The sequence below is a fragment of the Amycolatopsis mongoliensis genome (assembly GCF_030285665.1).
GTDB lineage: Bacteria > Actinomycetota > Actinomycetes > Mycobacteriales > Pseudonocardiaceae > Amycolatopsis > Amycolatopsis mongoliensis.
On record NZ_CP127295.1, the window covers coordinates 3,224,598 to 3,239,943 of the forward strand.

General features: G+C 71.2%; 17 protein-coding genes and 2 riboswitches. Of the genes, 8 read left to right on the forward strand and 9 right to left on the reverse strand.

Annotated elements, in window-relative coordinates; genetic code table 11:
* Window positions 1-21: 21 nt before the first annotated feature.
* Window positions 22-1,548, forward strand: a complete 1,527-nt coding sequence (locus tag QRX60_RS15755; protein ID WP_286001523.1) for an MFS transporter — start codon at window positions 22-24, stop codon at window positions 1,546-1,548.
* Window positions 1,549-1,645: 97 nt separating this feature from the next.
* On the opposite strand, the gene QRX60_RS15760 is transcribed toward QRX60_RS15755, so the two are convergent.
* Window positions 1,646-2,599, reverse strand: a complete 954-nt coding sequence (locus QRX60_RS15760; RefSeq protein ID WP_286001524.1) for a threonine ammonia-lyase — start codon at window positions 2,597-2,599, stop codon at window positions 1,646-1,648.
* A 146-nt stretch (window positions 2,600-2,745) separates the two neighbouring features.
* Here QRX60_RS15760 and QRX60_RS15765 point away from each other — a divergent pair, with 146 nt between their 5' ends.
* Entirely contained in the window at window positions 2,746-3,486 is a 741-nt protein-coding gene (locus QRX60_RS15765; RefSeq protein ID WP_286001525.1) for a hypothetical protein, read from the forward strand.
* A gap of 56 nt (window positions 3,487-3,542) precedes the next feature.
* Here QRX60_RS15765 and thiE read toward each other — a convergent pair whose 3' ends face one another.
* Window positions 3,543-4,202: a thiamine phosphate synthase gene (gene thiE / locus QRX60_RS15770; RefSeq protein WP_286001526.1), complete on the reverse strand. Its 660-nt coding sequence runs from the start codon at window positions 4,200-4,202 to the stop codon at window positions 3,543-3,545.
* Window positions 4,203-4,335: 133 nt separating this feature from the next.
* A riboswitch (TPP riboswitch) is annotated at window positions 4,336-4,441 on the forward strand.
* Between thiE and thiO the strand changes: the two genes are divergently transcribed.
* The 4 genes from thiO (at window position 4,436) to QRX60_RS15790 (ending at window position 7,002) form a co-directional block, all read left to right on the forward strand.
* Complete coding sequence (thiO, locus tag QRX60_RS15775; RefSeq protein ID WP_286001527.1) at window positions 4,436-5,512, forward strand: glycine oxidase ThiO; 1,077 nt, start codon at window positions 4,436-4,438, stop codon at window positions 5,510-5,512. (Overlaps the previous riboswitch by 6 nt.)
* Window positions 5,512-5,712, forward strand: a complete 201-nt coding sequence (thiS, locus tag QRX60_RS15780; protein ID WP_286001528.1) for a sulfur carrier protein ThiS — start codon at window positions 5,512-5,514, stop codon at window positions 5,710-5,712. Before thiO ends, thiS begins: the two co-directional genes overlap by 1 nt.
* Before the next feature lies 1 nt (window position 5,713).
* Window positions 5,714-6,472, forward strand: coding sequence for a thiazole synthase (thiG, locus tag QRX60_RS15785; RefSeq protein ID WP_286001529.1), 759 nt, complete (start codon window positions 5,714-5,716; stop codon window positions 6,470-6,472).
* A gap of 98 nt (window positions 6,473-6,570) precedes the next feature.
* On the forward strand, window positions 6,571-7,002 hold the full coding sequence (locus QRX60_RS15790; RefSeq protein WP_286001530.1) for a MarR family winged helix-turn-helix transcriptional regulator: 432 nt from the start codon (window positions 6,571-6,573) through the stop codon (window positions 7,000-7,002).
* Here the strand turns inward: QRX60_RS15790 and QRX60_RS15795 are convergent.
* The 3 genes from QRX60_RS15795 to thiD (QRX60_RS15805) are packed head-to-tail and all read right to left on the reverse strand — an operon-like array spanning window position 6,999 to window position 9,238.
* Window positions 6,999-7,547 (reverse strand): hypothetical protein, encoded by a 549-nt coding sequence (locus QRX60_RS15795; RefSeq protein WP_286001531.1) that lies wholly within the window; start codon window positions 7,545-7,547, stop codon window positions 6,999-7,001. The genes QRX60_RS15790 and QRX60_RS15795 overlap by 4 nt on opposite strands.
* Entirely contained in the window at window positions 7,548-8,351 is an 804-nt protein-coding gene (locus QRX60_RS15800) for an ion transporter (RefSeq protein WP_286001532.1), read from the reverse strand.
* Between the two features lie 59 nt (window positions 8,352-8,410).
* On the reverse strand, window positions 8,411-9,238 hold the full coding sequence (gene thiD / locus QRX60_RS15805) for a bifunctional hydroxymethylpyrimidine kinase/phosphomethylpyrimidine kinase (protein ID WP_286001533.1): 828 nt from the start codon (window positions 9,236-9,238) through the stop codon (window positions 8,411-8,413).
* A 112-nt stretch (window positions 9,239-9,350) separates the two neighbouring features.
* Between thiD (QRX60_RS15805) and QRX60_RS15810 the strand changes: the two genes are divergently transcribed.
* On the forward strand, window positions 9,351-10,361 hold the full coding sequence (locus QRX60_RS15810; RefSeq protein WP_286001534.1) for a phosphatidylinositol-specific phospholipase C domain-containing protein: 1,011 nt from the start codon (window positions 9,351-9,353) through the stop codon (window positions 10,359-10,361).
* On the opposite strand, the gene QRX60_RS15815 is transcribed toward QRX60_RS15810, so the two are convergent.
* Window positions 10,358-11,281: an NADP-dependent oxidoreductase gene (locus QRX60_RS15815; protein WP_286001535.1), complete on the reverse strand. Its 924-nt coding sequence runs from the start codon at window positions 11,279-11,281 to the stop codon at window positions 10,358-10,360. The two genes, QRX60_RS15810 and QRX60_RS15815, sit on opposite strands and share 4 nt — an antisense overlap.
* Window positions 11,282-11,372: 91 nt before the next feature.
* Here QRX60_RS15815 and QRX60_RS15820 point away from each other — a divergent pair, with 91 nt between their 5' ends.
* On the forward strand, window positions 11,373-11,768 hold the full coding sequence (locus QRX60_RS15820) for a winged helix-turn-helix transcriptional regulator (RefSeq protein WP_286001536.1): 396 nt from the start codon (window positions 11,373-11,375) through the stop codon (window positions 11,766-11,768).
* A 56-nt stretch (window positions 11,769-11,824) separates the two neighbouring features.
* Here the strand turns inward: QRX60_RS15820 and thiD (QRX60_RS15825) are convergent, their stop codons facing one another.
* The 3 genes from thiD (QRX60_RS15825) to QRX60_RS15835 all read right to left on the reverse strand — a co-directional run bounded on the left by thiD (QRX60_RS15825) (window position 11,825) and on the right by QRX60_RS15835 (window position 15,339).
* On the reverse strand, window positions 11,825-12,631 hold the full coding sequence (gene thiD, locus QRX60_RS15825; protein ID WP_286001537.1) for a bifunctional hydroxymethylpyrimidine kinase/phosphomethylpyrimidine kinase: 807 nt from the start codon (window positions 12,629-12,631) through the stop codon (window positions 11,825-11,827).
* Window positions 12,628-14,262: a phosphomethylpyrimidine synthase ThiC gene (gene thiC, locus QRX60_RS15830; protein WP_286001538.1), complete on the reverse strand. Its 1,635-nt coding sequence runs from the start codon at window positions 14,260-14,262 to the stop codon at window positions 12,628-12,630. The genes thiD (QRX60_RS15825) and thiC overlap by 4 nt, the downstream gene beginning before the upstream one ends.
* Window positions 14,256-14,379, reverse strand: a riboswitch (TPP riboswitch). (Overlaps the previous gene by 7 nt.)
* A 48-nt stretch (window positions 14,380-14,427) precedes the next feature.
* Window positions 14,428-15,339, reverse strand: a complete 912-nt coding sequence (locus QRX60_RS15835) for a S1C family serine protease (RefSeq protein WP_286001539.1) — start codon at window positions 15,337-15,339, stop codon at window positions 14,428-14,430.
* Between the last annotated feature and the right edge of the window lie 7 nt (window positions 15,340-15,346).

Sequence of the window (15,346 nt, forward strand, 5' to 3'; positions counted from 1 at the left end):
CGCACGCGGTGGAGTGGCGGGGTGACAGCCACTGAGGACATCGGGATCCGGTGGGGCACCCACGCCGCGCGCGGCGTACTGGCCACCACCATCCTCGGATCGGGCATGGCGATGCTCGACGGCACCATCGTCAACGTCGCCCTGCCCCGCATCGGCGCCGAGCTGAACGCCTCCGTCGCCGGGCTCCAGTGGATCCTCGACGGCTACCTGCTGGCGCTCGCCGCGCTCATCCTGGTCGCCGGCTCGCTCGGCGACCGGTACGGCCGGCGCCGCATGTACCTCATCGGCGTCGTCTGGTTCGGCGTCGCGTCCGGGCTGTGCGCCGCCGCCGGGTCCACCGAGATGCTGGTCGCGATGCGGATCCTGCAGGGCATCGGCGGCGCGCTGCTGACACCCGGATCGCTCGCGATCCTCCAGTCGTCCTTCGCGCACGACGCCCGCGCCCGCGCGATCGGCGCCTGGTCCGGCCTCGGCGGCATCGCGGCGGCCGCCGGGCCACTGCTCGGCGGCTTCCTCGTCCAGGTCTGGTCGTGGCGGCTCGCGTTCCTCATCAACGTCCCGATCGCGGTCGCCGTCGTGCTGATGGCCCGGAAGTTCGTCCCCGAGTCCCGCGACCCGGAGGCGACCGGGCACCCGGACTTCGGCGCCGCCGCGCTCGGCGCGATCGGCCTCGCCGGGGTCACCGGCGCGCTGGTGGAGGCGCCGGCGCGCGGCATCGGCGACCCGATCGTGCTGGTCGCGGGCCTGCTGGGGATCGCCGGACTGGCCGCGTTCGTCGCCGTCCAGCGCCGCTCGGCCGAGCCGCTGGTGCCGCCGTCGCTGTTCCGCGACCGGACGTTCACCCTGGCCAACGCGCTGACCTTCGCCATGTACGCGGCGCTCGGCGGCGTGATGATGCTGCTGGTCATGCAGCTGCAGGTGTCGCTGCACTACTCGCCGACGGCGTCCGGCCTGGCCGGGCTGCCACTCACGGTGATCATGCTGCTGCTGTCGGGGCGGTCGGGCGCGCTGGCCCAGCGCATCGGCCCGCGCGCGCAGCTGGTGATCGGCCCGATCGTCGTCGGCATCGGGATGCTGCTGATGCTGCGCATCGCACCCGGCGCGTCCTATCTCGGCACGGTGCTGCCCGCGGTCGTCGTGTTCGGGCTCGGCCTGGCGACGGTCGTGGCCCCGGTGACCGCGACGGTGCTCGCCGCGGCCCCGGACCGCTTCGCCGGCGTCGCCTCCGGCGTCAACAACGCGATCGCGCGCTCGGGGGGCCTCCTGGCGGTGGCGGTGCTGCCCGCGGCGGCCGGCCTGACCGGCGAGGCGTACGCCGACCCGGTGGCGCTCACCGCGGGCTGGCGGACGGCGCTGATCATCTGCGCCGCGCTGGCGATCGCCGGCGGCCTGATCGCGCTGGGCATCCACAACGGCGTTCTCGCGCCGCCGTCCGAGCCGCGGTCCCCGGACGCGGACGAGTGCCCCCACCTGGGCGAGTGCTTCCACTGCGGCGTCGAGGGCCCGCCGACGCACGTCCGCGGCGGCTCCCCGGTGGCCGGCTCGTAAAGCGCCCCAATGTGGCGTTGGTTGCGTCCCACGCACCGAACGCCACATTGGGTGCGTCTGACGCACCGAACGCCACATTGGGGCGCTCGGGGCCCGCTCAGCCCGCCGCGAGGATCTCGGCGAACAGCGCCGGGTCGGCGTTGCCGCCCGAGACGAGGGCGACCGTGCGCCCGGCCGGCAGCTCGCCGGCGTGGAACAGGTACGCCGCCGTCGCCACCGCGCCGCTGGGCTCGGCGACCAGCCGGGCCTTCCGGGCGAGCGTGCGCATGGCCTCGCGGATCTCGTCCTCGGAGACCGTGACCATGGCGTCGACGACCTGCTTCAGGTGCGCGAAGGTCAGCTCGGACGGCTGGGCGCGCAGGCCGTCGGCGATCGTCCGGGCGCGGTCGGCCTGCGGCCAGTCGACCTGGCGGCCCAGGCGCAGCCCCTCCGCCGTGTCGCCGGCCAGCGCCGGCTCGACGCCGATGACCTTCGCCCGCGGGCAGCGCGCCTTGATCGCGGTGCCGACGCCGGAGGCCAGCCCGCCGCCGCTGACGGGCACCAGCACGACCTCGACGTCGGGGAGGTCTTCGGCGATCTCGAGGCCCGCGGTGCCCTGCCCGGCGATGATGGCCGCGTCGTCGTAGGGCGGGACGAGGGTCAGCCCGCGTTCGGCGGCCAGTTCGCGCGCTTTCCCCTCGTGTTCGCCGATGGGCACCTCGATCACCTCCGCGCCGTACGCGCGGGTGGCTTCGACCTTGATCCGCGGCGCGACGTCCGGCACGACGATCACCGCGGGCACGCCGTACTGCTGCGCGGCGTAGGCGACCGCCTGCGCGTGGTTGCCGCTCGAGTAGGCGATGACGCCGCGGGAGCGCCGCTCCTCGTCGAGGGCGCCGATCGCGTTGAACGCCCCGCGCACCTTGAACGCGCCGACCGGTTGCAGGCTTTCGGGTTTGAGCCACAGGGTTCCGCGGGGATCCCACGTCTGGAGCAACAGGGGCGTGCGCACGGCGACACCTTGGACGCGCTTCGCGGCGGCCTCGATGTCAGAGATCGTCACCAGTTCCATGTGCCGAGTATGTCAAGAAAATGTTCGAACAGCACTGTCTATTATGGACAGTCAGAGTGGTCCTTCTCACGTCGCGGCAACGCGGGGAGTTCCTCGCGCGCCCTACACGTTGGACACGGGAGAAGACTTACTACCGGATCGGGATCATGAGCAAGGAGAACGCAGCGGCTTCCGAAGCGAAGGAAGAAAAGTCGGGTCTGCGCATCGCGCAGGTGATGGCGGCGGCGCTGGCGGCGGTGACGGCTGCGCTGCTGGGGTCGACACTCGGCGTGGCCGGGACCGTCGCCGGCGCGGGCGTGGCGAGTGTGATCACGACGGTCGGCGGCGAGCTCTACCTGCGCTCGCTGCAGCGCACCCGTGCGGCGGCGCTCAAGGCGCGCCAGCTGGCGGCGTCCGGCATCCGCCGGCGCGGGGGGACCGGAGCCGGCGCGGAGGTGGCGCTGGCCGAGCAGCCGACGGTCCAGCTGCCCAAGCCCGGGGAAGACCCGGAAGCGCCCTCGCGGCTGCGGAAGCTGCGCTGGCCGTTGATCATCGGCACAAGCGTGGCGGCGTTCGCGGTGGCGATCCTGGCGATAGTCGGGTTCGAGTCGGCGACGGGCACCCAGATCGGCGGCGGCACGGGATCGAGCATCGGCAAGATCTTCGGCAGCGGCGGTGGCCACCCGGACACGACGCCGTCGACAACGCCTTCGACCAGCAGCACGAACGACACCCAGGAGTCGCCGACGAACACCCCGTCGACGACCACGGAGACGACCGCCCCGCCGACGACCTCGACGGGATCCCCGACGACCACACCGACGACACCGAGCACGACGGCCCAGCAGCCGACGACGTCGGCGGCCCCGCCGACCAGCCAGGGCGCGGCTGCCACCCCGACCCCGTAAAGCCGTGAAGGACTCCTTACCGGCCATAAGAGCCGGTAAGGAGTCCTTCACGGACTTCAGGACAGGGGGGCGCGCAGGTCCCGGGCAGCGGCCTCGGGGTCCTCGGCCTCGGTGATCGCCCGGACCACCACGATCCGCGAGGCCCCCGCGTCGAGGACCTCCGGGAGCCGCGACCCGTCGATGCCGCCGATCGCGAACCACGGCCGTGAGACGGCCGAAGCAGTGACGGCACGCACCAGATCCAACCCCGGCGCCGACCGGCCGGGCTTCGTCGGGGTCGGCCAGCACGGGCCCGTGCAGAAGTAGTCCACCCCCGGCTCCGAAGCCGCCGCGAGAGCCTGGTCAAGAGAGTGCGTCGAGCGGCCGATCACCACGTCGTCGCCGAGGATGCGGCGGGCCAGCGGCACCGGGATGTCGTCCTGGCCCAAGTGGAGGACGTCCGCACCCACCGCGAGCGCCACGTCCGCCCGGTCGTTCACCGACAGCAGTGCTCCGTGCCGCGCGCACGCCTCGGCCAGCACCTCCAGCGCCGCGATCTCTCCCGCGGCTTCCAAGGCGCCGGTCTTGTCGCGCAGCTGGATGATGTCGACGCCGCCGGCCAAGGCCGCGTCGGCAAATGCGGCCAGGTCGCCGCGGTCCGTGCGGGCGTCGGTGCACAGGTACAGGCGCGCGGCGTCGAGCCGGGCGCGGATCTTGTCACCGGAGAGGGCGGGCATAGCGGCGACCGTACCCCGCGCGTTGCTGATCCGACCAAAAGCAGGCCGGCCGTCGAGCGGTACGTGACGTTGCCGCGAAAGCCATCCGGCCGTGACTGCGGTTGGATTATCAGCTAACGGCACAGTAGGGTGGACGCGTCCGCACGGGAGCCCGAGGGACGGGCTGAGAGGGAGCTGCCGCTCCGACCGTGGAACCTGATCCGGGTCATGCCGGCGCAGGGAGCGTGATTCCCATGACGAACACCTTGGCCGTCGTCGGCGGCGGCGTGATCGGCCTGTCCGCGGCCTGGCGAGCGGCACGAACCGGCCGCGAAGTCACCCTCTACGACCCTGAACCCGTCCGCGGCGGCGCGTCCTGGCTGGCCGGCGGCATGCTCGCCCCGGTCACCGAGGCCTGGCCGGGCGAGGAGGACGTCCTCACCCTGGGCGAGGAGTCGCTGCGCCGCTGGCCCGGCTTCGCGAGCGACCTCACCCGGGAAGGCATCGACCCCGGCCTGGCCGGGCACGGCACGCTCGTCGTCGCGTTCGACAGCGCCGACGCCGGTCACCTCGACATCCTCGCCGGTCACCTGCACGCGATCGGCCGCGCGGCCGAACGCCTCACCGGCCGGGAGGCCAAGCGGCTCGAACCCGGCGTCGGATCCGTCCGAAGTGGACTCCACGTGCCCGGCGACCTGGCCGTGGACAACCGCAAACTGCTCAACGCCCTCTACGCGGCCTGTCAGAAGCGAGACGTCCGGTTCGTCCGCGAACGCGTCGAACGCATCCCGGACGCCGACGCCGTCGTGCTCGCCGCCGGCGCCTGGACCGGGCGGCTGCACCCGCAGCTCGCGGACGCCGTGCGGCCGCTCAAGGGCGAGATCCTGCGCCTGAAACCCCGCCGCGGCTGCCTGCCGCCGCCGGCGCACACGGTCCGGGCCGTCGTCGAGGGCCGGCCGATCTACCTCGTCCCGCGCGGCGACCAGGAGCTCGTGCTGGGCGCGACGCAGTACGAGGCGGGCTTCGACCAGGCCGTCACCGCCCGTGGCGTCCGCGAGCTGATCGAGGGCGCCGAACGCGTCTTCCCCGCGATCACCGAGTACGAGCTCGTCGAGACCGCTGCGGGCCTGCGAGCCGGCAGCCGCGACGTGCTCCCGTACGTCGGTGTCCTCGACGACGGCGTCTTCGCCGCCACCGGCCACCACCGCAACGGCCTGCTGATGGCCCCCGTGACCGCGGACGCCGTGGTCGCCTGGCTCGAGGGCGAGAAGCCGCCCGAAGGCGTCGAAGCGGCTTCGCCCGCCCGCCTGCACCAGAAGGAGCACGTGTGATGGAGATCAAGCTCAACGGCAAGTGGACGGAGTTCCCGGACGGCGCGACCGTCGCCGACGTCCTCGACGCGTCCGGCGGGCAGCGGCCCGGCATCGCCGTCGCGGTCGACGGCGTCGTCGTCCGCCGCGGCGACTGGTCCACCACCGCCGTGCCCAAGGGCGCGGGCGTCGACGTGCTCACCGCCGTCCAAGGAGGCTGAAATGGACGAAGAACCACTGGTCATCGGCACCTGCAAGCTGACGTCCCGGCTGATCATCGGCACCGGCGGCGCGGCGAACCTCGCCGTGCTCGAACGCGCGCTCGTCGCGTCCGGCACCGAGCTGACGACCGTCGCCATGCGCCGCGCCGACGCCGAAGGCGGCTCCGGCGTCCTGGAACTCCTGAGCAGGCTCGGCATCGAGCTGCTGCCGAACACCGCGGGCTGCCGCACAGCCGCCGAGGCCGTGCTCACCGCGCAGCTCGCGCGGGAGGCACTCGGTACCGATCTGATCAAGCTCGAGGTGCACGCCGACGACCGGACGCTGCTCCCGGACCCGATCGAAACCCTCGACGCCGCCGAACGGCTGGCCGCCGACGGGTTCACCGTGTTCGCCTACACGAACGACGACCCGGTGCTCGCGCTGCGCCTGGAGGAGGCCGGCTGCGCCGCCGTCATGCCGCTGGGCGCGCCGATCGGCACCGGCCTCGGCATCCGGAATCCGCACAACATCGAGCTGATCGTTTCGCGGGCGGGCGTGCCGGTGATCCTGGACGCCGGAATCGGCACGGCGTCCGACGCGACGCTGGCGATGGAGCTCGGCTGTGACGCCGTCCTCCTGTCCACGGCGGTCACCCGGGCGACGGACCCCGAACGGATGGCTTCGGCGATGCGTTCGGCCGTCGTCGCCGGTCACTTGGCCCGCGGCGCGGGGCGCGTGCCGCAGCGGTTCTGGGCGCAGGCGTCGAGCCCACCCCGGTGAACCCGGGTGGCTTAACGCCGAACGCGCACTGCGAACCCGTAAGGTTGACGGCACTTTCCGGCGCACCCGCGCACGCGTGAGGCAAGAAGGAGCCAGCCGTGACGAGCACATCGGTCCAGGACGTCTCGGGCAGGTTGTACCTCGCCGTCGGCAGGCTGTCCCGGTCACTGCGGCAGGCCGGTGTGCCCGGCCCGGGCCACGGCGCCATCTCGGCCCTCGCGACGCTGGTCATCTCCGGCCAGCTGCGCCTCGGCGACCTCGCCGCGAAGGAGGGCGTCGCCGCGGCGACCATGTCGCGGATCATCGCGTCCCTGGTCGAGGCCGGGTACGTCAGCCGTGAGTCCGACCCGGTCGACCGCCGGGCGTGGCTGGCGAAGGCGACCGAAGAGGGCGAGCGGCTCGTCTCCGGCGTCCGGTCGACGCGGGTGCAGGAGCTGAACCGGCGCCTCGACCGCCTGTCGCCCGAGCACCGCGAAGCCCTGACGACGGCGCTCCCGGCGCTCGAAGCGCTGATCGCCGACGAGGGTTAGTCCTCCGGCGGCAAGTCCCATTCGGTCAGCAGGCGGTTGCCCTCGCGGCGCCTGCGTGGCCGCCTGATCAGCCAAACCACGGCGATGACGACGAGGGCCGCCACCACCAGGCCGGCCACGACCACACCCACGGCGGTCCACGCGGAGACGTCCGGGTCGCTCTTGACGACCGTCTCGGACTGCCGGGCCACCGGATGGGCGGGAATGCCGGCGGCGCCGGAAATCGTGTCGCCCGGTTCGAGCAGCTTCGTGTCGTCGACGAAGTCCGCCAAACTCGGGTACCCCGCGCCGTCGGGTGCCACCAGCAGGCAGTCGCGAGTTCCGGGTTTGCAGGCGATGACCAGGTCGACGACGCTGACGTCGCCGTTCTTCGCCTGCTTCCTCAGTACGTTGATGTGGGAAACGTCGGCGTCCTTGCCGGCGAAGCCCTCGACGGTGCCGATGATGGCGTCGGCCGAGGGGCGCCCCGTGGACGCCGATTCCGGCCCGCAACCGGCGAGGACGACGGCCAGGAACGCGAGAACGACGGCGGGGCGTACGGGCATCTAAGCCGCCTTCTGTCGCAGTTCGGCCAGCTCCGCGCGAAGCGCACGAAGCTCGTCCAGGATCTCCTGGTTCGCGGCGGCCTGGGTTTCGGCCTGCTTCGCCTCTTCCTCGCGGATGTCCTGGCGCAGCTCGTCCTCCATGCCGCTGACCACGACGGCGATGAAGAGGTTCAGCACCGCGAAGCTCGACACCAGGATGTACACGACGAAGAAGATCCACGCCATCGGCGCCTGGACCATGATCTCCTTCGCGATGTCCGGCCACGCTTCGCCGGTCATCACCTGGAACAGCGTGAACAGCGACGTGCCGAGGTCGCCGAAGTTCTCCGGCGAGATGACGCCGAACAGCTTTGTCGCCATGACTCCCGCGACGAAGATGATCAGCGCGAGCAGCGCGGCGATCGACGCCATGCCGGGGATCGCCGCGAGCAGCCCGGAGACGACCTTGCGCATCGACGGCACGACCGAGATCAGCCGCAGGACCCGCAGCACGCGCAACGACCGCAGGACGGCGAACGGCCCGGTCGCCGGGATCACCGCGATGCCGACGACCAGCAGGTCGAAGACGTTCCAGTTGTCGCGGAAGAAGCCGCCGCGGTAGGCGTAGAACTTCGCGAGCAGCTCGGCGACGAAGATGCCCAGCGCGATGTGGTCGAGGGTGTGCAGGAGCCCGCCGAACCCGTCCATCAAGGACGTCGACGTCTCCATGCCGAGCGTGGTCGCGTTGAAGACGATCACGGCGATGATGAAGTTCTGGAAGCGGCGGTCCTCGAGGACCTTCGCCACCCGCTCGCGCCCGGTCAAGGCCGTCCCCCGCTCAGTTCAAGGAAAAGTAAACGCAGGGATGGTAACCGGGCCGGTACTCAGCGCTCCTCGGGTGCCAGCCGCCAGAAGGCGGAGACCGGGCCGACCTTGGCGCCCATCGGGTAGGCGTGCTCGACGGCGTGGGAGACGAACCACTTGCCGTACCGCGCCGCCTCCACCACGGACATCCCCTTGGCCAGGCCCGCCGTCAGCGCCGAGGCCATCGTGTCGCCCGCGCCGTGCGTGTGCGGCGTCGCGTAGCGCTGTCCGGGCAGCTCCACGAACGTCGACCCGTCGAACAGCAGGTCCACGCACTCCGGGTCGGCCTGCAGGTGGCCGCTCTTCACGAGGACGTAGCGAGGGCCCATCCGGTGGAGCACCACGGCCGCGGTGTGCATGCCTTCGCGGTCCTTGACGGTCATGCCGGTGAGGAGCCGGACCTCGTCCAGGTTCGGGGTGAGCACCGTCGCGCGGGGGAGCAGCTCGTCGCGCAGGGCGTGCAGGCCGGCGTCGTCGAACAGCGGGTGGCCGTGCATCGACGCCGCGACCGGGTCGACGACGAACGGGATTTCCTCGTCGCGGCCGATCCCGGCCCGGTCGCACGCGGCGGCGACGGCGTGGATGATCTCGGCCGACGCCAGCATGCCCGTTTTGGCCGCGCCGACGCCCATGTCCGCCGCGACCGCCTCGATCTGCCCGGCCACGATGTGCGGCGGCAGGTCGGCGCGGTCGTGCACGCCGAGGGTGTTCTGCACGGTGACGGCGGTGACCGCGACCAGGCCGTGCACGCCGCAGGTCAGGAACGTGCGCAGGTCCGCCTGCAGGCCGGCGGCGCCGCCGGAGTCCGACCCCGCGATGGTGAGCGCGGAGGGAGGGCTCGTCGTCATGGTCTTCCCGACTTCTGGTCTAGGCCAATCGGCCGCTTTTGCTTCATCAACAGTCCACCACGGTGGCACATTGTGTGGGCTACTCACCAGTTCATGGGGCGAAGGAGCCTGAATGAAGCTCTTCTCGGTGGCATTCCTCACGGCGGCGCTCGTGCTCTCCGGGGCGACGGCCGCGAACGCGGACGGCCCGAAGCTCTCCCACGTCACCACGGTCGGCGTGCACAACACCTACGACCCGGCGGCCTACGACTACCTGGCCAGGGCGCTCGACGCCGGCTCGTCGCTGATCGAGCTCGACGTCTGGCCGGACTTCTTCACCCACGAGTGGAAGGTCAGCCACTCGAACCCGTTGGGGAACAGCAACAACTGCGTCGCGGCCACCTCGGCGGCGCAGCTGTACACCGGCGGCAAGAACAAGAACCTCGAGTACTGCCTCGACGACATCCGGATCTGGCTGGCCGCCCACCCCGGGCACACGCCGATCACGCTCAAGCTGGAGATGAAGACGGGCTTCTCGGACAACACGGGCATGGGCCCGGACGAGCTGGACGCGACGTTCCGCTCGCACCTCGGCAGCGTCGCCTTCCGCCCGGCCGAGCTGCTCGGGAGCTACGCCACGCTCGACGACGCCTCCAAAGCGGACAACTGGCCGTCCGTGGACGCGTTGCGGGGCCGGGTGATCACCGAGATCATCCCGGGCACCGTCGAGGAGGGGAACCCGACCGACACGCTGCACACCGACGTCGAGTACGCGCGGTACCTGGTCGGGCTCAAGAACGCCGGCAAGCTCGGCGACGCGAACATCTTCCCGACCGTGCACGGCGCGGCCGGCGGTGACCCGCGGGACAAGTACACCGCCGACCTCAAGCCGTGGTTCGTCGTGTTCGACGGCGACGCGAACGCGTGGGTGACGCAGACCGGGCCGTGGTGGTACGACGCCAACCACTACTACCTCGTGATGACCGACGGTCAGAACGTCGCGCCCGCGATCGACGCGCACAACCCGACGGTCGACCAGGCCAACCAGCGCGTCGCCGACCTCGCGAAGCAGCACGCGTCGGTGGTCACTTCGGACTGGACCGGGCTCACGACGGTGCTGCCCCAGGTGCTCGCCCGGGGTTAGACGGTCAGCACGAGCTTCCCGGACACCCGCCCGGACTCACCCAGCTCGTGCGCCTTGGCGGCGTCTTCCAACGGGAAGGTCTGCTCGACGCGGACCTTCAGCTGACCGGCTTCGATCAACTCGACGAGGCCGGTCAGCCCGCCACGGTCCGGCTCGACGAGGATCCGTTCCGTGCGTACTTTCCTTTCCGCAGCGGCCTTTTCGACGCGGTCGGCGACCCCGCTGGGCACGGCGATCAGCAGGCCTCCCGGCTTGATCGCGGGGAGCCAGCGCAGGTCGCTCTCCTCGCCGACGAGTCCGAAGTAGACGTCCACATCGGACGTCGTGGCTTCGGGGTCGTGGTAGTCGACCGGCTCGTCGACCCCGAGCTCGCGCAGGAAGCCGTGCTTGCCGGCGCTGGCCGTGCCGATGACGTGCGCGCCGCGCGCCTTGGCGATCTGCACGGCGAGGTGGCCGACCCCGCCCGCGGCGGCGTCGACGAACACGCGTTGTCCCTTTTGGACGTTTCCCACGTCCACCAGTCCCTGCCAGGCGGTGAGCCCGGCCAGCGGCAGCGCGGCGGCCTCGGCGAACGACAGGCCGGCCGGCTTGCGCACGAAGTGCCGCGAGGGCGCGGTGACGTACTCCGCGTAGGCGTTGGCCGGGCGCGGGAACCAGGGCATCCCGAGGACTTCGTCGCCCTCCCGGACGCCGGTGGCACCGAAGCCGGTTTCTTCGACGATCCCGGCGACGTCCCAGCCGATGGTGAACGGCGGCTCGCCGAGGAACCCGCCGCCGGTCCGCACCTTCCAGTCGACCGGGTTGATCCCCGCGGCCTTCACCCGCACCAGGACCTCCGTGGGCCCGGGTTCGGGGCGCGGTGCTTCGGTGACGCGGAGCACCTCCGGCCCGCCGAGGGTCTCCTGGGTCACGATGCGCATTGCTCCACTCCTTCGTTCCGGGGTCGGTCCCTATACTCGGAGTGTTCGTCACTTTTCGCTAGAAGGCACTTATCGGTAAAGTAGGTACCTGATGGAAACCACCTGTGACCAGGACGGACCCTGGGACATCTACCTTCGCAGCTGCCCGTGCCGGGAGGTGCTGGACCTGCTGGCCAACAAGTGGACGGCCTTGGTGCTGGGCGCGCTGGCCCGCGGCCCGCACCGCTTCGGCGAGCTGCGCCGCGCGGTCGACGGCATCAGCCAGAAGATGCTGACCCAGAACCTCCGGCAGCTGGAACGCGACGGCTTCCTGACGCGCACGGTGTACCCGACAACGCCCCCGACGGTGGAGTACGCGCTGACGGACATGGGCGCGGAGGTCGGGGCGCACCTGGTGGCGTTGAGCACGTGGTCGCAGGCGAACTTCGACCGCATCCGCTCGGCGCGGCGGGAGTACGACGGCCGGGAGCTGCAGCCGGTCCGCTAGCGAGTCTGCCGCGGCTGGTCGTGAGTGGTTAGGGCGGTTCTAACCGCCCTAACCACTCACGACGGCGGCGGCAGGACCCAGAACGGGGAGACCGGGCCGACGCCGGCGCCGAGCGGGTAGGACTCCGCGACGCAGCGCTCGATGAACTTCTTGCCCGCCGCCACCGCGTCCGGGACCGAAGCGCCCTTCGCCAGCGACGACGTGATTGCCGATGCCATCGTGTCGCCGCCGCCGTGGGTGTTGTCCGTCTCGTACCTCGGGCCGCTCAAGGCGACGTACGAACTGCCATCCGTGAGCAGGTCCACGCAGTCGGCTGTGCCCTGCATGTGGCCGCCCTTGACGAGGACCCAGCGGGAGCCGAAGGCCAGCAACGCCTCGGCCGCTTCGCGCTGGGACGCCGTGTCGACGACGGAAATGCCGGTCAGCAGACGGACTTCGTCCAGGTTCGGCGTGATCAGCGTCGCGCGCGGGAACAGCTCCGTGCGGATCGCCTCCAGGGCGTCCTCCCGCAGCAGGGCGTGGCCCGTCATCGACGCCGCCACCGGGTCGACCACCAGCGGGAAGTCCATGCCGATCTCGTCGAGGGTCTTCGCGACCGCGCGGATGATCTCGGCCGTCGCCAGCATGCCCGTCTTCGCCGCGTCGACACCCATGTCGGACGCCACCGCCTTGATCTGCGCGGTGACGACGTCCGCCGGGATCTCCGTGAAACCCTGTACGCCCAACGAGTTCTGCACGGTGACCGCGGTCAGCGCGACGAGCCCGTGCACCCCGTTGGCGAAGAACGTGCGCAGGTCCGCCTGGATGCCCGCACCACCGCCGGAGTCGGACCCGGCGATGGTGAGGGCGGTCGGCGGAGTCACGGCTGCACCACGGGTAGGTAGACCTGGCCACCGGACTCGGTGAACTCCGCCGACTTCGAAGCCATCCCGGCCTCGATGGCCTCCACAGTGGACAGACCGTGCTCCTCGGCGTACTTGCGGACGTCCTGCGTGATCCGCATCGAGCAGAACTTCGGCCCGCACATCGAGCAGAAGTGCGCGGTCTTGGCCGGCTCGGCGGGCAGTGTCTCGTCGTGGAACGAGCGCGCGGTGTCCGGGTCGAGCGAGAGGTTGAACTGGTCGTTCCAGCGGAACTCGAAGCGCGCCTTGGACAGCTCGTCGTCCCACTCCTGGGCGTACTGGTGCCCCTTGGCCAGGTCCGCGGCGTGCGCGGCGATCTTGTAGGTGATCACACCGGTCTTGACGTCGTCGCGGTTCGGCAGGCCGAGGTGCTCCTTCGGCGTGACGTAGCACAGCATCGCCGTGCCGTACCAGCCGATCTGCGCCGCGCCGATGGCCGACGTGATGTGGTCGTAGCCCGGCGCGATGTCCGTCGCGAGCGGCCCGAGGGTGTAGAACGGCGCCTCGCCGCAGAGCTTTTCCTCCAGCTCGACGTTCTCCTTGATCTTGTGCATCGGCACGTGGCCGGGACCTTCGATCATCACCTGGACGTCGTGCGAACGCGCGATGTGCGTCAGCTCGCCGAGGGTCTCCAGCTCGGCGAACTGGGCGCGGTCGTTGGCGTCGGCGATCGAGCCGGGGCGCAGGCCGTCGCCGAGGGAGAACGTGACGTCGTACTGCCGCAGGATCTCGCAGAGTTCTTCGAAGTGCGTGTACAGGAACGACTCCTGGTGGTGCGCGAGGCACCACGCGGCCATGATCGAGCCGCCGCGGCTGACGATCCCGGTGACGCGCCGCGCGGTCAGCGGGATGTAGCGCAGCAGCACGCCGGCGTGCACGGTGACGTAGTCGACGCCCTGTTCGCACTGCTCGACGATGGTGTCGCGGTAGATCTCCCACGACAGCTTTTCCGGTTCCCCGTCGACCTTTTCCAGCGCCTGGTAGATCGGCACGGTGCCGACCGGGACCGGCGAGTTGCGGATGATCCACTCGCGCGTCTCGTGGATCCGCTTGCCGGTGGAGAGGTCCATGATCGTGTCGGCGCCCCAGCGGGTCGCCCACACCATCTTGTCGACCTCTTCCTCGACCGACGACCAGACGGCCGAATTGCCCATGTTGGCGTTGATCTTCACCAGGAAGTTCTTGCCGATGATCATCGGCTCGGACTCGGGGTGCTTGCGGTTGACCGGGATCACCGCGCGCCCGCTGGCGACTTCGGTGCGCACGAACTCGGGCGAAACCCTTTCGCGGGCGGCGATGTACTCCATTTCCCGGGTGATGACGCCCTGCTTGGCCCAGCCGAGCTGGGTGTTGTGCTCACGGCCGTCGGCCCAGCCGGCCCGCAGCCGGTGCAGTCCACTGTGGACGTCGATCTCCGCTTCGGGATCGGTGTACGGGCCCGATGTGTCGTAGACGTCGAAGTGTTCGCCGTTCGAAAGGTCGATCCGGCGTGCCGGAACCCGGAGTCCGGACTCGGTCTGGTGGTACACCTTGTGCGATCCGGTGATCGGACCCGTGGTGACGGAGACGTGCTTGTTCTCGAGCGTCGTCAACGACTTTCACTCCCTACGCCGGCATTACCCGGTCAGGTTCATGCGGTCGGTGACGCCCGGGAAAATCCCCAGCCACCCTCTCAGCCCGCCATGGCGCGAGCTCCCGCGTTGGTGTTGTGCCCCCGACCATGCCACGCCGACGGCACATACTCAAGCCCGCTCACCTCACCCGACCAGTTCGGCCGGTGTCGCGTACACGTCGACCATGGCTCCGTTGCGCAGCACGGTGATCGGCAGTGCGGTGCCGATCACTTCCGCGAACAGCTGCCGCTGGATGCCCTGGGCGTCCGAGACGCGGGTGCGCCCGACGGTCAGCACGAGGTCGCCGGCGCGCAGCCCGGCGCGGTCGGCGGGCCCGCCCGAGACCACCTCGTGCACCCGCAGCCCGGCCGCCTGCCCGGTGCGCCCGGCGATGTCGTCCGGTAGCGGCGCCGGGACGCCGACGACGCCGAGGTACGCGCGCCGCACCCGGCCCTCGACGACGAGCGTGTCGATGATCCGCCGCGTCGTCGCGTTGATCGGCACCGCGAGCCCGAGCCCGACGCCGGCGACCGCGGTGTTGACGCCGACGACGCGGCCGGCGGAGTCGGCGAGCGCGCCGCCGGAGTTGCCCGGATTGAGGGCGGCGTCGGTCTGGATGACGTCCTCGATCACGCGCCCGGCGCGGCCGTGGCGCACCGGCAGCGCCCGGCCGAGCGCGCTGACGACACCCGCGGTGACGGTGCCGGAGAAGCCGAGCGGGCTGCCGACGGCCACGACGAGCTGCCCGACGACGAGCCGGTCGGCGTCGCCGAGCACGGCGGCCGACGGCGTCTCGCCGCGCGCCCGCAGGACCGCGAGGTCGGACAGCGGGTCGGCGCCGACGACGTCGAAGGGCACCTCGCTGCCGTCGGCGAAGGTCGCGACGCCGCGCCGGTGGTCGGTGACCACGTGGGCGTTGGTGAGCAGGTGGCCGTCGTCGGCGAAGACGACCGCCGAGCCGCTGCCGCGCGAGAGCTGGACCCCGGCGACGTGCGGGGTGACGGTCTTCGCGACCGTGCTGACGGCCTGCGAGTAGGCGTCCATCGCCTCGTCCATGAATGCA

What these genes read in the sequence shown, in the direction of transcription:
- thiD (WP_286001533.1), bottom strand. Translation starts at nt 9,238, where the DNA reads ATGACGACGAGCCCTCCCTCCGCGCTCACCATCGCGGGGTCGGACTCC.
- thiG (WP_286001529.1), top strand. Translation starts at nt 5,714, where the DNA reads ATGGACGAAGAACCACTGGTCATCGGCACCTGCAAGCTGACGTCCCGG.
- QRX60_RS15820 (WP_286001536.1), top strand. Translation starts at nt 11,373, where the DNA reads ATGGAAACCACCTGTGACCAGGACGGACCCTGGGACATCTACCTTCGC.
- QRX60_RS15765 (WP_286001525.1), top strand. Translation starts at nt 2,746, where the DNA reads ATGAGCAAGGAGAACGCAGCGGCTTCCGAAGCGAAGGAAGAAAAGTCG.
- QRX60_RS15760 (WP_286001524.1), bottom strand. Translation starts at nt 2,599, where the DNA reads ATGGAACTGGTGACGATCTCTGACATCGAGGCCGCCGCGAAGCGCGTC.
- QRX60_RS15810 (WP_286001534.1), top strand. Translation starts at nt 9,351, where the DNA reads ATGAAGCTCTTCTCGGTGGCATTCCTCACGGCGGCGCTCGTGCTCTCC.
- thiO (WP_286001527.1), top strand. Translation starts at nt 4,436, where the DNA reads ATGACGAACACCTTGGCCGTCGTCGGCGGCGGCGTGATCGGCCTGTCC.
- QRX60_RS15795 (WP_286001531.1), bottom strand. Translation starts at nt 7,547, where the DNA reads ATGCCCGTACGCCCCGCCGTCGTTCTCGCGTTCCTGGCCGTCGTCCTC.
- thiE (WP_286001526.1), bottom strand. Translation starts at nt 4,202, where the DNA reads ATGCCCGCCCTCTCCGGTGACAAGATCCGCGCCCGGCTCGACGCCGCG.
- QRX60_RS15815 (WP_286001535.1), bottom strand. Translation starts at nt 11,281, where the DNA reads ATGCGCATCGTGACCCAGGAGACCCTCGGCGGGCCGGAGGTGCTCCGC.
- QRX60_RS15835 (WP_286001539.1), bottom strand. Translation starts at nt 15,339, where the DNA reads ATGGACGAGGCGATGGACGCCTACTCGCAGGCCGTCAGCACGGTCGCG.
- thiS (WP_286001528.1), top strand. Translation starts at nt 5,512, where the DNA reads ATGGAGATCAAGCTCAACGGCAAGTGGACGGAGTTCCCGGACGGCGCG.